Annotated in this window: 11 protein-coding genes and 1 pseudogene; 9 read left to right on the forward strand and 3 right to left on the reverse strand. The window is 54.5% G+C overall.

What is annotated here, in order from left to right:
• Nucleotides 1-2: 2 nt before the first annotated feature.
• From phbB to NGK62_RS05230, 9 genes and pseudogenes are all read left to right on the forward strand, one after another.
• Nucleotides 3-749 carry an acetoacetyl-CoA reductase gene (gene phbB, locus NGK62_RS05190; protein ID WP_023098581.1) on the forward strand — a complete coding sequence of 249 codons (747 nt, stop codon included), beginning with the start codon at nucleotides 3-5 and terminating at the stop codon, nucleotides 747-749.
• A gap of 72 nt (nucleotides 750-821) precedes the next feature.
• Nucleotides 822-2,003 carry an acetyl-CoA C-acetyltransferase gene (locus NGK62_RS05195; protein WP_031629828.1) on the forward strand — a complete coding sequence of 394 codons (1,182 nt, stop codon included), beginning with the start codon at nucleotides 822-824 and terminating at the stop codon, nucleotides 2,001-2,003.
• Nucleotides 2,004-2,041: 38 nt separating this feature from the next.
• Entirely contained in the window at nucleotides 2,042-4,441 is a 2,400-nt protein-coding gene (locus NGK62_RS05200; RefSeq protein WP_023098583.1) for a DUF3141 domain-containing protein, read from the forward strand.
• Entirely contained in the window at nucleotides 4,441-5,847 is a 1,407-nt protein-coding gene (locus NGK62_RS05205; protein ID WP_023098584.1) for a bifunctional enoyl-CoA hydratase/phosphate acetyltransferase, read from the forward strand. The genes NGK62_RS05200 and NGK62_RS05205 overlap by 1 nt, the downstream gene beginning before the upstream one ends.
• 100 nt (nucleotides 5,848-5,947) lie before the next feature.
• Nucleotides 5,948-7,144, forward strand: a pseudogene (locus tag NGK62_RS05210) (acetate/propionate family kinase); the annotation flags it as partial.
• Nucleotides 7,145-7,183: 39 nt separating this feature from the next.
• The gene (locus NGK62_RS05215) at nucleotides 7,184-7,669 is read left to right on the forward strand and encodes a universal stress protein (RefSeq protein ID WP_172863320.1); all 486 of its coding nucleotides are present in this window, start codon (nucleotides 7,184-7,186) and stop codon (nucleotides 7,667-7,669) included.
• Between the two features lie 183 nt (nucleotides 7,670-7,852).
• The gene (locus tag NGK62_RS05220; protein WP_023098586.1) at nucleotides 7,853-9,667 is read left to right on the forward strand and encodes a PHA/PHB synthase family protein; all 1,815 of its coding nucleotides are present in this window, start codon (nucleotides 7,853-7,855) and stop codon (nucleotides 9,665-9,667) included.
• A 173-nt stretch (nucleotides 9,668-9,840) separates the two neighbouring features.
• Complete coding sequence (gene fabI, locus NGK62_RS05225; protein WP_023098587.1) at nucleotides 9,841-10,605, forward strand: enoyl-ACP reductase FabI; 765 nt, start codon at nucleotides 9,841-9,843, stop codon at nucleotides 10,603-10,605.
• Nucleotides 10,606-10,620: 15 nt separating this feature from the next.
• Entirely contained in the window at nucleotides 10,621-11,385 is a 765-nt protein-coding gene (locus NGK62_RS05230; RefSeq protein WP_023098588.1) for an SAM-dependent methyltransferase, read from the forward strand.
• A gap of 69 nt (nucleotides 11,386-11,454) precedes the next feature.
• On the opposite strand, the gene mobH is transcribed toward NGK62_RS05230, so the two are convergent.
• From mobH to NGK62_RS05245, 3 genes are all read right to left on the reverse strand, one after another.
• Complete coding sequence (gene mobH, locus NGK62_RS05235) at nucleotides 11,455-13,278, reverse strand: MobH family relaxase (RefSeq protein WP_023098589.1); 1,824 nt, start codon at nucleotides 13,276-13,278, stop codon at nucleotides 11,455-11,457.
• A gap of 234 nt (nucleotides 13,279-13,512) precedes the next feature.
• Entirely contained in the window at nucleotides 13,513-14,439 is a 927-nt protein-coding gene (locus tag NGK62_RS05240; RefSeq protein ID WP_023098590.1) for a nucleotidyl transferase AbiEii/AbiGii toxin family protein, read from the reverse strand.
• Nucleotides 14,432-15,190, reverse strand: a complete 759-nt coding sequence (locus NGK62_RS05245) for a type IV toxin-antitoxin system AbiEi family antitoxin domain-containing protein (protein ID WP_023098591.1) — start codon at nucleotides 15,188-15,190, stop codon at nucleotides 14,432-14,434. The genes NGK62_RS05240 and NGK62_RS05245 overlap by 8 nt, the downstream gene beginning before the upstream one ends.
• Nucleotides 15,191-15,230: the final 40 nt, after the last annotated feature.

Genomic DNA, 15,230 nt, shown 5'->3' on the forward strand with positions numbered 1-15,230 from the left:
CCATGAGCGCGGAAAAACGTACCGCCCTTGTAACGGGGGGCATGGGAGGTCTTGGCGAGGAGATTGCGCGTTCACTGCATGACGCCGGGCACACCGTGTTAGTGACTTACTCGCCGCAGAACAGCCATGCCCAGGCTTGGCTCGCACAGCAGTCGGCCCAAGGTTATGCATTCACTGCCTACGAGGCGGACATCAGCAACGATGTGGCGTGCCAAGCCATGGCCGACAAGATCCACGCTGATGGCCATAAGGTCGACATCCTCATCAACAACGCCGGCATCACTCGCGACGGGACGCTTCGCAAGATGACCAAGGAAAGTTGGGACGCGGTTCTGCGAACCAACCTCGACTCGGTCTTCAATGTCACTCGTCCACTGGTTGACAAGATGTTGGACCGTGGCTGGGGCCGTATCGTCAACGTGTCCTCCATCAATGGCAACAAGGGGCAGTTCGGTCAAACGAACTACTCGGCTGCTAAGGCAGGCATACATGGATTCACTAAGGCCTTGGCCCAAGAGGTGGCGCGCAAGGGAGTAACCGTCAACACGGTCTCACCCGGCTACTTGGAAACCAAGATGGTCACGGCGGTGGCTGAGGATGTTCTGAAGCAGATCGTCGCGGCAATCCCCATTGGACGCCTGGGCAAGCCCAAGGAAATTGCGGCGTTGGTCGCATTCATCGTGAGCGATGCCGCTGCTTTCATGACCGGCAGCAACGTATCGATGAACGGTGGACAGCACATGTATTGACTGATGGCTTCACTGCCAGGGGGCGCTGGGCCCCCTGGCAGGGCCCTTACCAATTTGAACAAGGCTCGGAACATGATGGATATCGCAATCCTGGCAGCTACGCGTACTGCCATTGGCAGTTTTCAAGGCAGTCTCTCTGAGATTCCTGCTCCACGACTTGGAGCCCTTTTGATTCAGGCCATCCTGCAACGCACCGGTGTGGCTGCCCAAGAGATCGACGAAGTCATTCTCGGGCAGGTGATCACAGCCGGCAGCGGCCAGAACCCGGCTCGCCAAGCTGCGCTTGCTGCAGGGCTGCCGCATCAGGTATCAGCACTGACTATCAACAAGGTATGCGGTTCGGGCCTGAAGGCGGTTCAGCTGGCGGCGCAAGCCATCCAGGCGGGCGATGCCCAGTTGGTACTGGCGGGCGGCCAGGAAAACATGAGTCTCGCACCCTATGTGTTGCCCAAAGCGCGAACAGGCCTGCGGCTTGGACATGCGCCATTGCAAGACAGCCTGATTCAAGACGGCCTGTGGGATGCATTCAACAACTACCACATGGGCATTACTGCAGAGAATCTCGCGGAGCAGTTCAGCCTAACGCGTGCTCAACAGGATAGCTTCGCCGCCGCCTCGCAAGAAAAAGCTGCCGCAGCCATCGCGGCCGGTCGCTTCAAGGATGAAATCACACCTGTGAGTCTCCCCCAGCGCAAGGGCGATCCGATTGAGTTCAACACCGATGAGCAACCGCGCGCAGGTACGACGGCGGAGGCTCTTGCCAAGCTGAAACCCGCTTTCATGAAGGACGGTACGGTTACCGCCGGAAATGCCTCCACGATCAACGACGGTGCAGCAATGCTGCTGCTGGCCAGCGCCGACAAAGCACAAGCGTTGGGGCTGCCAGTGCTGGCTTGGATCAAGGCATGGGGAACCGCTGGTGTCGATCCCGCCATCATGGGGATCGGACCTGTCCCGGCAACTCGGCGTGCGTTGGAAAAGGCAGGCTGGGCGCTTCAGGAGCTGGACTTGATCGAGGCCAACGAGGCATTTGCCGCCCAGGCGCTTGCCGTGTCCCATGACCTGGAACTTGATGCATCGAAAGTCAACGTCAATGGCGGCGCGATCGCATTGGGACACCCGATCGGAGCATCAGGCGCTCGCATCCTCGTAAGCCTGGTGCATGAGTTGATCCGTCGCGATGCCCACAAAGGATTGGCAACGCTGTGCATTGGCGGGGGCCAAGGTATCGCTTTGGCAATCGAACGGCGCTAAGCGCGTACTAACCACGGTACTGGACCTAGGAGATTGTCATGAGCAATGAAACATTCAATACCCAGCAGTGGACCTCGCTCATGAGCAGTCCCTGGGCCCTAACGCAGGCCGCAGCATCGTATACGGTCGATGCTTGGCAAAGGGCGATCCTGTACAGCGATGTTCGGCGACAACGGGGTGATCAGTACCGCGCGCATTTGCTCGAAGAAACCCCCAACGTTCTGGACTTCGCTAGCGAATTCGTAATGTCTGGTCTAGATCTACCGCGGCCGGTCAATTACGCGATGGTGCGAATCCTGCCAACCATCGACCAACCGACTGACGAGGGCAAACGTCCTTTCATCGTATTCGACCCGCGCGCAGGGCATGGCCCAGGTATCGGAGGTTTTAAACCCGACAGCGAAATTGGCGCGGCACTGAAGGCTGGCCATCCGTGCTACTTCGTCGGTTTCCTTCCAGATCCTGTACCTGGTCAAACCATTGAGGACGTCACTCGCGCAGATGCTGAGTTCGTGCGTAGAGCGAGCGAACTGCATCCCGAGAGCGTAGGGAAGCCCGCTGTGATTGGCAATTGCCAGGCCGGCTGGCAGGTTCTGATGGCTGCCGCACTATGGCCTGACCTTTTCGGTCCCATCATCGTGGCTGGTGCGCCACTTTCGTATTGGGCGGGCAACAATCCGATGCGATATGCCGGCGGCTTGTTGGGTGGGAGTTGGCTCACGGCAATGACAAGTGACCTTGGTGCTGGCCGGTTCGATGGTGCTTGGCTGGTGCGCAATTTCGAAAGCCTTAACCCCGCGAATACATGGTGGGGTAAGCAGTACAACCTGTACGCAAACGTAGACACCGAGGCTTCACGCTATCTGAGCTTTGAGAAGTACTGGGGCGGGTACGTTTTTCTCAATGATGTAGAGATGCAATACATCGTGGACAACTTGTTCATTGGCAACAAGCTGTCCTCGGCAGAGATGATTACCTCTGATGGCATGCGCATTGATCTGCGCAACATTCGCTCGCCCATTGTGGTTTTCTGCTCGTATGGGGACAACATAACCCCACCACCACAGGCGCTGGGTTGGATCACGGATCTTTATCGAGATGATTCGGACGTACTAAGCCACGATCAAACTATTGTGTTTGCAACGCATGAGAGCATCGGCCATCTCGGCATCTTCGTGTCAGGCAGCGTAGGAAGAAAGGAACACCGGGAATTTACTGCCGGTATCGACATCATCGACCTTCTTCCTGCTGGAGTCTACCGTGCAGACGTGGTGGACGCTGAGACGCCAGAAGTTGCTGCCGATGGCAAATACACGATGCTCATCCGGCCCAGTAGCGTGGATGAGGTGCGGTCTATCGTTAAACCAGATCCGCAAAGTGACCGCCGATTCGCTGCCGCGGAGCAGATATCCAATATCAATCTTGGTCTCTACCGTACGTTCCTTCAACCTTGGGTGAAGGCGTGCTCGTCGAGTTATTCGGCGCAGTGGATGCAAGCACTCCACCCACTGCGACTGTCCTACGGATGGTGGTCTAGTGCCCATCCTTTGGCAGAAACAATCCAGCAAGCTACGCGGCAAATTGAAGAGCTACGCTGCCCCGTGGATGACACCAACCCGTTCTTGGTCGCCGAAAAGGAGCTGTCGAGATCCGTTGTATTTCTACTGGACCTTTATAGAGATCATCGAGACCAACTTCAGGCGTGGATCTTTGAAAGCATCTATGGATCGCCATGGGTTCAGGCGCTTGCGGCACAGGGTCACTCAAATAACGAGAGTATTCGGCCGCATCCTGGCGACTCCCCCGAACACCGTGAATTCATGGAGTATGAGCTAGGCCAAGCTCAAGCTCGTATGTTGCAAGGAGGTTTGCTGGAAGCTGGCGTGCGAGCCTTGTTCTATGTACTTCGCAATCGCACTGAAGGCAACGCGACACGCTATCGCCATGCTGCGCAGCTGCGCGACCCGCGACATGAGCATGAACGCTACGACATGGCCGAGTGGCGCCACCTTGTACGCGGCCAGGCGCTGCTGCTGGCATATGACATGGATGCGGCTATCTCAGCAATCCCAACATTACTCGCAAGCGCGAGCGCGGATGAAATCCGCTTATTGGCTTCATCTGTTGAGCAGATGATTCATCTCGCTGAAACCGAACTCTCCGACGACGAACGAACGTCGCTCGCACGCATGCTTACCGTATTTAGCGTTGCTGCGGAACAGCGCAACTTAAGTGCTCTACCTTCTGAAAGTACGCTATCTGAGACAACTGAGACCGGGGCGTTTGGCGGAGTGCAGAAATCAAAACAACAGGTCGGTTCTAAACGAATAGCTGCGCAACCTAAAGCTCCAAGATCACCTGCTCAGCAAAAACCTAAGGCTCAAGTCAAGCAACCTCCGGCCAAGCGAGTGCCGGTAAATCGCAGAGGACGGTCGTGATGCAAGATGTCTCCGTATTGCGCAATCGGATTTTCGATGACTTGGCTATTGGTGATGTCGCCAGCATTGAACGCACTCTAACCGCTCAGGACGCTCAGCTCTTCGCGATACAGTCCGGTGGCTTCGAGCCGCCCAACGCTGATCCGAAGTCTGATGTATTTCCCAAGTGGCAAGGTGTTCTTGCCCATAGCATGTGGGCAGCATCACTGATCTCCGGACTCCTGGGCACTCGCCTGCCTGGCTTTGGCTCGACCTATCGACGTCAGAACTTTCAATTTCTGCAGCCCATCAGGATTGGAGACTCGCTGCGAGTCACGGTGGAGATTCTTCGCCTTGATCCGACGGACCTAGGTGTCGTTCTAGACTGCCAATGCGTTAACCAGGATGGAGTCGTTGTGATCGAGGGCGAGGCCGAGATTACCGCCACGCGAGAACACATTGTGGTTGACCGCACAGCGCTGCCTGAAGTGCGACTATTGACGAGCGCAAAGGCAGGCTCGAAGGCGCTTATCGACTATGCGAAGCCACTCGGCCCGATCCGGATAGCCGTCGTGCATCCCTGCGATGCCCTGAGCCTCTCAGCAGCGCTGGACGCGCAGAAGGCTGGTTTGGTCGAGCCGATCTTGGTGGCACCTGCTGCGCGATTGCAAGCCATCGCCGCTGAAGCTGCGCTTGATCTAACGAGCCTGTCCATTGTCGACGTCCCTCATAGCCATGCCGCAGCAGCACAGGCAGCCAAGATGGCAGCACAGGGCGAAGTACAAGCTCTGATGAAGGGAAGCCTGCATACCGACGAGCTCATGGCTGCGGTGCTGACGTCATCAGCGGGGCTTCGCACCAAGCGCCGCGTGAGCCATTGCTTCTTGATGCAGACGCCATTTTACCCGCGGCCGTTCATCATCACTGATGCAGCAATCAACATTGCTCCTAGCCTGCAGGACAAAGCCGACATCATCCGAAATGCGATCGACCTGGCGCATGTCATCGGTGTTGAGCGGCCTCGCGTCGCAATACTCGCTGCAGTGGAAACCATTAATCCATCCATGCCAGCCACGCTCGAAGCCGCCGCGCTATGCAAGATGGCAGACAGAGGTCAAATCAGTGGCGCAGTGCTGGACGGACCATTGGCTCTCGACAACGCGGTGTCGCTAGCTGCAGCGCAAATTAAAGGGATTCGATCCGAAGTCGCTGGACAGGCAGACGTGTTGGTTGTCCCCGATTTGGAGAGTGGCAACATGCTCGCGAAACAAATCGAGTACATGGGTGATGCGGCCAGCGCCGGCATCGTTATGGGTGCGAAGGTGCCGATCGTGCTGACCAGCCGCGCGGACTCTCGCGAGGCAAGAATCTCCTCATGTGCCATCGCCGTGATGCTGGCCAGATATTACGAAAACTCGCCGCCATGAGCACGCCACTATCCAGAACAGCAAAGTCATGACGCTGATGACTCCATGCATCAGCAATAAGCTCTTCTTGTTCATTCATATTTGAAAGGCTTAATTTTCTATGAATCAAATTGCAGACGCTTTAATTCTTGTCCTCAACTGCGGATCATCGAGCATTAAATTTGCCGTGTTCGATGCATCGCTTCCCGTTATCCCTCGTAAACCGCTGTGGAATGGAAAGGTGCAAGGTATAGGAGAGGAACGTCCGGACTTTGGTGAGACAGGGACGGCACCGTATCGCATCAATCTCAACGCTGAGCACCCGTTTCGAGATGCGTTGGAACATATCCTTGAGCAGGTCTTCCATCGACTGAACGGACGAGAATTATGCGGCATTGCGCATAGAGTGGTCCATGGTGGAAGCAAGTACTTTTCGCCGGTGCGCATTGACGCTGATGTGTTGGCTGATTTGAAAAGTTTCATTCCATTAGCGCCCCTGCATCAGCCAGTCACAGTTCAAGCCATAGAACATCTATTACGTCAGCACCCTGAGATTCCGCAAATAGCGTGCTTCGACACGGGGTTCCATCATTCCATACCAAAGCTCGAACAGGTGCTGCCGCTCCCGTATGAGGCTTGGCAACGGGGTGTTCGCCGCTATGGCTTTCATGGTTTGTCGTACGAGTTCATGTCGACCACTTTGGCCGAACAGTATCCTCAGACAGCACGGGGGCGCACGATTGTCGCGCACCTTGGAAATGGTGCCAGCCTATGTGCAATGCTGAATCTGGAGAGCGTTGCGACCACAATGGGATTCTCTGCCCTTGATGGGCTGATGATGGGGACGCGTACGGGCGCTGTCGATCCAGGTGCTGTTCTTTACTTGATGAGTGCAGACAAACTCTCACTTGACCAAGTCAATGATGTCCTGTTTCGCAGATCCGGCTTGCTAGGTATTTCCGGCGTTTCGGCAGAGCCACGAATAATTCGTAAGCATGAGTCTGACCCCGGCGAGGCCGGTGAACGCGCTCGCCTGGCGCTAGATCTCTATGTACGGCGGATTGTTCGAGAGATAGGCGCTCTAGTTGCCGTTCTAGGTGGACTTGATCTCTTGATCTTTACTGCTGGAGTTGGTGAGCACAACGACTTTATTCGTGATCGCGTCTGCCGTGATCTTGAATATCTTGGGGTGAAGATTGATGTACAAGCGAACGCCATAAATTCGCGAGTGATCTCATGCGCAGATAGCCGAGTCGTCGTAGGCGTCGAACCAACCAATGAAGAATGGGTGGCCGCACGCCATGTTCGCCGCCTGTTGCGTTTGCCTTTTCATCGTCCTGACTCATGGAAAAAAGCTATGTACTCTCGAATCCTGGTTCCCCTAGATAGCAGTGAAACTTCCCATCACGCGATGGAGCATGCCGCCGACCTAGCAAAAACGAATGGTGCCATGGTTGTTCTTTTGCATGTGATCGAGGAACTGAGACTCAGCAGCGGATATGAACCGCCAAAAGTCTACATCGACGAAGTATTTCCAGGGTTCTTGTCCAGAGGTCAGGCAATGCTTGATCAAGCTGCAACCCGCTTGCGGCAGGATGGGATCGCTGTCGAGACAGCGCTGATCGTCAGCAAGGGAGAGCGCGTTTCTGATTTGATAGTGGAGCAGGTCGAGACCACTCGTTGTGATGTCGTGGTCATTGGTACGCATGGTCGTAGAGGGCTTGATCGTGTCCTCATAGGCAGTGATGCAGAGCAAGTAGCGCGCCTTGCACCTGTTCCAGTACTGCTGGTTCGACAGTCCCATCCGGCGACAGCAAATCCACCGGCACTGCGAGAGCAATAAAGAACTCCACTGAAGTCTCTGAGGAATTTCTGGGCCTACCCAATTCAAATCGCTCGAAACTCAGTGGGCCAGCCCGGATATTTTAGATAAAAAGACTGATATTAGGTGCGTCGCCAATTTAACACTGGCGCGCTCTAGGTATGTATTTGCCAGCAGCCTTGTATAAGCGCGCGGAGATATCCCATGACTCAACACGACAAAGATGCGCATTCGAAAAAAGACGACGGCGAGTTCCATGCGGCGTGGGCGAAAGCTTGGTCACATTTTTCACCTGAATCAGGAGTTCTTGCCTGGCTGGACTGGTCTCTACATCTCGCATCAAGTCCGGCCAAGCTGAACGATTTGATTAAGTTGGGGGATGACCATGCCCGGCATCTGTCCAATTTAATCATGCAGTCTTGCATTAACGTAGCTCAAGGCGATCCATTGCCTCAGCTGCCCATCACTCCAAACCAACGTTTAACTGATCCCGCTTGGGATGAATTTCCCTACAGTCTATTCCGCGAAGCGTTTCAGCTTCAGTCGAGCTGGTGGGCAGAGGCAACCCAGGGAATATGGGGTGTTGATCCAAAGTCACAACGCATTGTCGAGTTTGCAACGAAACAATGGTTGGATGCCATTTCACCATTCAATGTTGGTTTGTTAAATCCAGTTGTCCAGGAAAGAACACGCGCTGAAAATGGTGCGAACCTGTTGCGTGGATTCTCCAATCTAATGGACGATTTTAATCGCAGCGTTTCTGGAAATCTCCCGCCTGGAGCGGAGAACTTTCAAGTCGGCCGAGATGTGGCTGTTTCGCCTGGCAAAGTGGTTCTTAGGAATCGCCTGATTGAATTAATACAGTACGAGCCCACTACTGAAAAGGTCAACTCAGAACCGCTTTTGATCGTTCCAGCATGGATCATGAAGTACTACATTTTGGATCTGTCGCCGCATAACTCACTTATCAAGTACCTAGTTGAGCAGGGATTCACGGTTTTCTGCATCTCTTGGCGAAATCCGTCATCAGAAGATAGAGAACTGAGCATGGAGGATTACCAAGTGCTCGGTATCCAAGCTGCTCTTTCGGCGATCAATGCCATAGTCCCGAAGCGCCAGGTTCATGCCGCAGGGTACTGTCTGGGGGGAACGCTTCTATCTATTGCAGCTGCGGCCATGTCGCGGGATGGGGACACACGTCTGGCTTCACTCACGCTTTTAGCGGCTCAGACCGACTTCAGTGAACCTGGTGAATTGGGGCTCTTCATAAGCGAGGGGCAGTTGGCGCTTCTAGAAGCTCACATGGCTGTCGCAGGCTATCTTGATTCCCGTCAAATGAGTGGCGCATTTCAAATGCTGCGCTCCTACGATCTTGTGTGGTCGCGCGTAGTCAATGAATACATGCTGGGAGATCGGCGGCCAATGAGCGATTTGATGGCTTGGAATGCCGACACCACCAACATGCCTGCTCGTATGCATTCTGAGTATCTTCGGCGCTTGTATCTCAACAATGATCTGAGCGGAGGACGGTACCTTGTGGATGGGCGCCCTGTTTCGCTAGGAGACATCAACCTACCTACATTCTGTGTGGGCACGACATCTGACCACGTTGCTCCGTGGCAGTCCGTTTATAGGTTGCACCTGTTTTCCCAGGCAGAGATCACTTTTGTGCTCACTAACGGCGGGCACAATGCCGGTATTGTCAGTGAGCCTGGGCGTCCACGTCGCGAGTATTTGATACATAGGCGCCCCGCACGTACTCCGTACCAAGGTCCAGACGAGTGGCGTCAGATTGCGCAAAGCCGCACGGGCTCGTGGTGGCCCGCTTGGGTGGATTGGCTTAACAGCCAGGGTGGAACTCCCGTCAAGCCCCCAAGAATTGGGGCTGTAGGTAAAGGCTATCGTCCCTGCGGGGACGCACCTGGAAGTTATGTCATGGAGCGGGCTTCAGACGTGGGGCACCCAAAGGGCGATGGAGTCAATGACGTCAGTGCTCGCTCGGAGTCTCCACAAAAGTAGGTCCTCAGTTGCTCGCCGCACTTCAAGCGTCTGAGCTTTCTCAAGATAAAACTGAGGCTGGCCGATTTTCTGATACCGGGGTGTTTTTTGGGTGCTTTCTGCACGTTAGAAAGCTGTCATGAAAACGATCTTATTCGACTATTCCGTTGATATTTTCGAAGGGACTACAGAGCATGAATTCATTAAAGGGGCAGTACGCTCTCGTGGTAGGCATTGCCAATCAGGATTCTATTGCGTGGGGCTGTGCAAAGGCTCTGCACCGTTGCGGAGCCAAGGTGGCAGTTACCTGGCTAAATGCAAAGGCGGAGGTATATGTTCGGCCTCTTGCTGAGCAATTGGGCGCGGAGATAATGCTGCCGCTGGATGTCACCAACCCCGATCAATTGGAAGCGGTGTTTTCTGAAATTGATAAGCGATGGGGGAGGCTTGACACTTTGGTGCATTCTATTGCCTTTGCACCAAAAGATGATTTGAATGGTCGATTAATAGACAGCTCTGCAATCGGTTTCTCGAAAGCAATGGACGTGTCCGTTCATTCTTTTTTACGCATGCTCCACATGGCAGAGTCACGGATGACCAACGGTGGAACTTGTCTCACTGTTTCTTTTCTTGGTGCGAATCGGGTAGTACAAACCTACAACATGATGGGGCCAGTAAAGGCTGCACTTGAATGCGCCATGCGTTACGCAGCTGCGGAGCTTGGTGAAAAAGGTATTCGTGTGCACGCCCTTTCGCCAGGACCCATAGCAACAAGGGCCGCATCCGGCATAGATGATTTTCATGAGCTGATGAAGAATGTCATCAGGCAAGCACCAACGCATCGCTTGGCCACAATTGAGGATGTCGGGGAGATGGCCGCGTTTCTGGCCTCACCTGAGGCAGGGAATCTAACAGGCGGAGTGCACTATATTGACGGCGGTTATTCCATCGTTACTTGAACATTGGGAAGAATAATGGACATCCCTCGAATATTCAGCATTATGGAGAGCGCGCACCGGATTCATAATCCGTTCACCTCCGACAAGTTCGAAACGTTGGGTTTGGCGTTGCGTCTTGAACCTGGGACGCGAGTGCTCGATTTAGGTAGTGGGTCCGGTGAGATGCTGTGCACTTGGGCCCGTGATCACGGCATCGTCGGTACTGGCATTGACATGAGTCCGTTGTTCACTGAGCAAGCAAAGCTGCGGGCGCACGACCTAGGCGTGGCTCAACAGGTTGAATTCATCCATGACGATGCAGCTGGCTACGCCTCTGAGGATAAGTTTGACGTCGCTGCTTGCGTAGGGGCTACTTGGATAGGTGGAGGAGTCGCCGGCACTATCGAGCTTCTCGCGCAAAGCCTGAGGACTGGAGGAGTCATTCTGATCGGCGAGCCGTATTGGCGGCAGTTGCCACCGACAGAGGACGTGGCCAAGGGATGTCTTGCTAACTCGATCTCCGACTTTCTTGTGCTTCCAAGACTTATCGCCTCGTTCGGCCAGATTGGCTATGACGTAGTTGAAATGGTTCTGGCCAATCAAGATGGTTGGGATCGTTACGAAGCTGCCAAATGGATCACTATGCGCCGTTGGCTTGAAGCGAATCCTGAGGATGAACTGACTGAGGTGGTCCGCTCCAAGTTGACCTCAGAGCCGGAGCGTCATACCACATACACCCGCGAGTATTTGGGCTGGGGGGTATTTGCCTTGATGTCACAGCGTGCGTTCGAAAATAATTAAGTTACCTGTTTGGGGTTCTTCAGCGACAGATTTCAAAATGGGCGGTTCGCAGCGACGAAAGTACATCGGTCACACCACCTGAAGATACGGATTATTCGGGGGGCATTCGTCAAATACTTGCGCGGGGTCCTCCAGTAGATAGCCATGCAGTTTCCGTGACCTCCGTGGGCCAACCACCTCACATGTCCAAATGTTCAATCCGCTTTGTTGTTTGCGGTGGATTTGAAGCTTCTCAAATTGTTTTTGAATCCATTGCCAATCCTGCTGTTTTTCTGCTTTTGCCATTGATGAAATCACAGGATGTTCCTGTGCATATCGTTGAAACACACCCGGACTAACGAGGTATGCGGTCTCAGCGACGGTGTGCACAAGGGCCTTCGCATCATTTATAAGAATTTTGTGCGACTGAAGGCCTTCCTTTAGCCAGGAAATAAAGTGCTTTCCTGAAGGCAGAGTGGCGGGGGTAGGAGACTGTTGGAATGGTATCTCTTTAGATGATACTGGCCGTTTATCGTGTGAGAGAGACTGTTTTGGAGGTGGTGACGAATATTTCGCAGTTCCTTCTTCTTGGGAGGAGAAAAGTGACAACAGATCATCCACCACTTGTGTGTCGGGAGAGTTCTGTCCATCAATTGATACAGCCTCTCCATCATCGGTTGTCGTCCCGTGTGCGGTAGCGTCGGAATGGATCGGTAATGCTGTCATTGTGGACGGCAAAGGAATCTCTGCTTCGATGCCCTCCTGATCATCGAGAGCAGTCACCGTTCCTGAGAATGATAGGGGGCGTTCGTTAGCTTGCCAAAACAATGCTGGCGAAAGCTGCAGCAAAGTAAAGCTATGCGACCATCCAGCATTGTTATTGACTGCCGCACGCCAGATTGCCCGATCATCTTTTGTGGGAACCAATAAGCCATGCTCTTGAAGTACGTTGAAGATGGCAGTGTTATTTGACGGAATGCCGTCCATACCTTGAGATAGCAAATGTGCGCGGAGCTTGTCAGAAACGGTCTTGCTCACGAGCCACAAGGCATTTTGAGTTATCCAGCCGTCAGAAGCCTCCGACTGGTTCAGCTTTAGTTCGTGCTTGACTAGGTAACGCAATCCATCCAACAGCTTGCGCTGAAGAGCATGTTTCGGTGCTGTTATTGCTCGTGCAGGGTCGCCGCCAAGTTCTTGTGCCACTGATGCGCGGTCTGCTTGTACGACTAGCTCACCTAGAACACCAGCATGCTCATACTGCCCGGCCAGAACATACAGCAACGCCGACCACAGCGTCGGATACCCACTGAGCCAATCGAGAATTTCTCGATTGAGAAGCTGGTTGTATAACAGTCCTGTCGCAGCGCTATGCAAGTGGTACTCACGATTCTCGCGGTACCGAAATCGATACGGTAACTGCAAGGGTCCATGCCAGGGATGCCACGTGGCGCCATCTGACTGCTCGACGCTTATATCCACTGCAAGCTTACCTATGTCGTGCAATAGGGATGCATAGGCTGTCGCCGCAGTCCAGGCCTCAGCCTGCTCAGCTTGGTCTTCTGGTGTTGAACCGGTGGGCAGTAGATACGACTGCCGAAGCTTCAGGGCATATGCAACGATCTCAAGACCATGATCGAGCATGCCTCCGTGGTAGGCATGATGATGACTTTCAGATGCAGGAAACTGCTGGACTAGTTCGGCGTAGCGGTTCAAAGGGGCCTGATAGAGCGAGGCGAATTTTTCCCGCGGCAGTGAAGTACGTTGCCAGATGTGCTCAAGTAGCTTCTGGCGGCGTGGCGTGGCGAGCAGTACCGCGGCTCCCTTTGGATTCGTGAATCCGTTGACCGTATCGGCCGTCTCTACCACTTCGGTGCGGGGTACTGCTGGTGGCTTTCTCTGGAACAGGTTAAACATCGCGGACCTCAAGGGAGTGGGCTGCAACGGGCCTTTTCCTTTTTCGGGTAGGCCCATTCCCCTTGGCATCCCTTCCATTCACCCTTCGAACCCGTTTGCTGACAGGATCCGTCAAGGTGTCAAGACAAGGCAAGGCTCTATACGCAATGCCGTTTCCCCTTTTGTCGGCATCTAAGGCGCTTGCTTTGCGGGTCGCATAATTGCCATAAAGCAATGATGTGAGGCCTGGGGCCGCTACTTCCGAACACTCTTAAATGCAGCATCAAGCATGTCGGCTTGAAGCAGTAGATCGCCTGGCCTGCTATCCATGAATTTCAACAAATTTGATAATTTCCAGCGCAGCGCGGGGAGTTGCTCCGCATGCTGGCACTGCAGCAGAGCCCAGTCAGGTTGCGCACGCGCCAGCCCACGCAGAAAACTCTCGTGCTTGCTACTCAAGCGTTTAGGCAACTCATGTCTCAACCTAGCTCGAGTGCGTATTAGTTGCTCGAGCGGACAATCAAGTTCTGTCATACCGACGAACGCGCGCTCAAACTCATTGGCGATGTCTTTGTCGTTGCCGAACAGCACTTCATGGATCGGACGGTTGTGGCCCGCAAGGTAGACAACGAAGCATTCAACCATCTCGTCGGTGATACCTCCCGTCTCGAATAGGCGCCAGACGTCAAATAGATCTCGCGGGTGCTGACGATCGAGAGCTGCAACCAGTTTGCCGGCGTAGAGTTCGGCCACGTCCAACGTGGGCACGCTGAACTCCACACCGAACCGGTCACTGGTTTTGGTGCCCAAGGGGCGTTGGGCAACAGGTAGGACGGTGCCTCGGAACACAACGTTGACCTCCACTTTCACCTGGCTGGTCTCGTCCTCGGCAATCAGCTTGGTGTCACCCAGCTCCTTGCTGCGAATCAAACGGGCTTGGATGCCCAGTGGCTCGACGCGTTGGGCGATCGCGGCTAGCTCTTCATTGATGGCCATTAGCGCCTCATCCCGAGGAACTTGCCAGGGAAGATAGACGACATCGATGTCGACCGACAGGCGTGGCATGTCCTGAACGAACAGGTTGATGGCCGTTCCGCCCTTCATCGCGAAGATGTCGTTGGCGAACACGTCGGGGGTGATGTTAAGTAGTAGGCGGACGGTGTCCGCGTATTGCTTATCCATGAGGCTTGAGGCTCAGTAGGGTGCCGTCGTCCATGCGGCTCATCCAACGCTTGCTGCTGCCGGTGCGTAGCGGGTATTGCTGTACCAGTGCATCGACATCAACCACGCCGGTCTCGCGAGCCCAAGTCAGGAACAGGCGTACGGTTTTGACACTGGTGCAACAAGACAGGAGCTGGCCCAGTATTTCCTTACGGGGCGAGCGCAAACCGTCGAAAAGGTTGCGAACCTCTTCCAGACTCTGTCGGGTTCCCGCTTCGTACAGCATCTCGAGTACGGCGCGTTCGGGCACCGCCACTTGCAGTTCCTTCGGCTGGCCCGGAGGCGTGTGCAGAGTCTTGTTGGCCACGCCTGTGTCAGGCCAGTCAAACAGCCGCGCGTTGACATACCTGGCAGGAAAGCGTGCACTGAACCAAGCCGGCAGGCTGAAGCGCGCCTCTCCCCACAGCACTAAGACTTCGCGTGTGCTCAGGTTGTGCCGCACCCCTTGCATAGCCAAAGCACTTTTGCCGCCTACGTGCAGGCCTGCGACGCGCTGTTGGAGGAAGCGCAGCGCGCCGGTGACGTCAAAGTTGTCGTTGGGAAACGCGTATGTCCCGTGGCCAAGGCGCACCAGCCATCCGCTTTCTACGTAGCGGGCGGCAAGCTGGGGCGAAACGCCGAAGGTTTCGAGCAGCTGCAGATCGAACGGTGCCCCCCTGGGAAGGTCCGCTTGCAGATGCTTGATTACTTGATGTCTAGAAAATCCACTCATGAGTTAAATATACGTAAAAATCCAATCAGACTCCAGGTCG

This window comes from Achromobacter sp. Marseille-Q4954, assembly GCF_943737025.1.
Taxonomy (GTDB): Bacteria; Pseudomonadota; Gammaproteobacteria; order Burkholderiales; family Burkholderiaceae_B; genus Achromobacter; species Achromobacter bronchisepticus_A.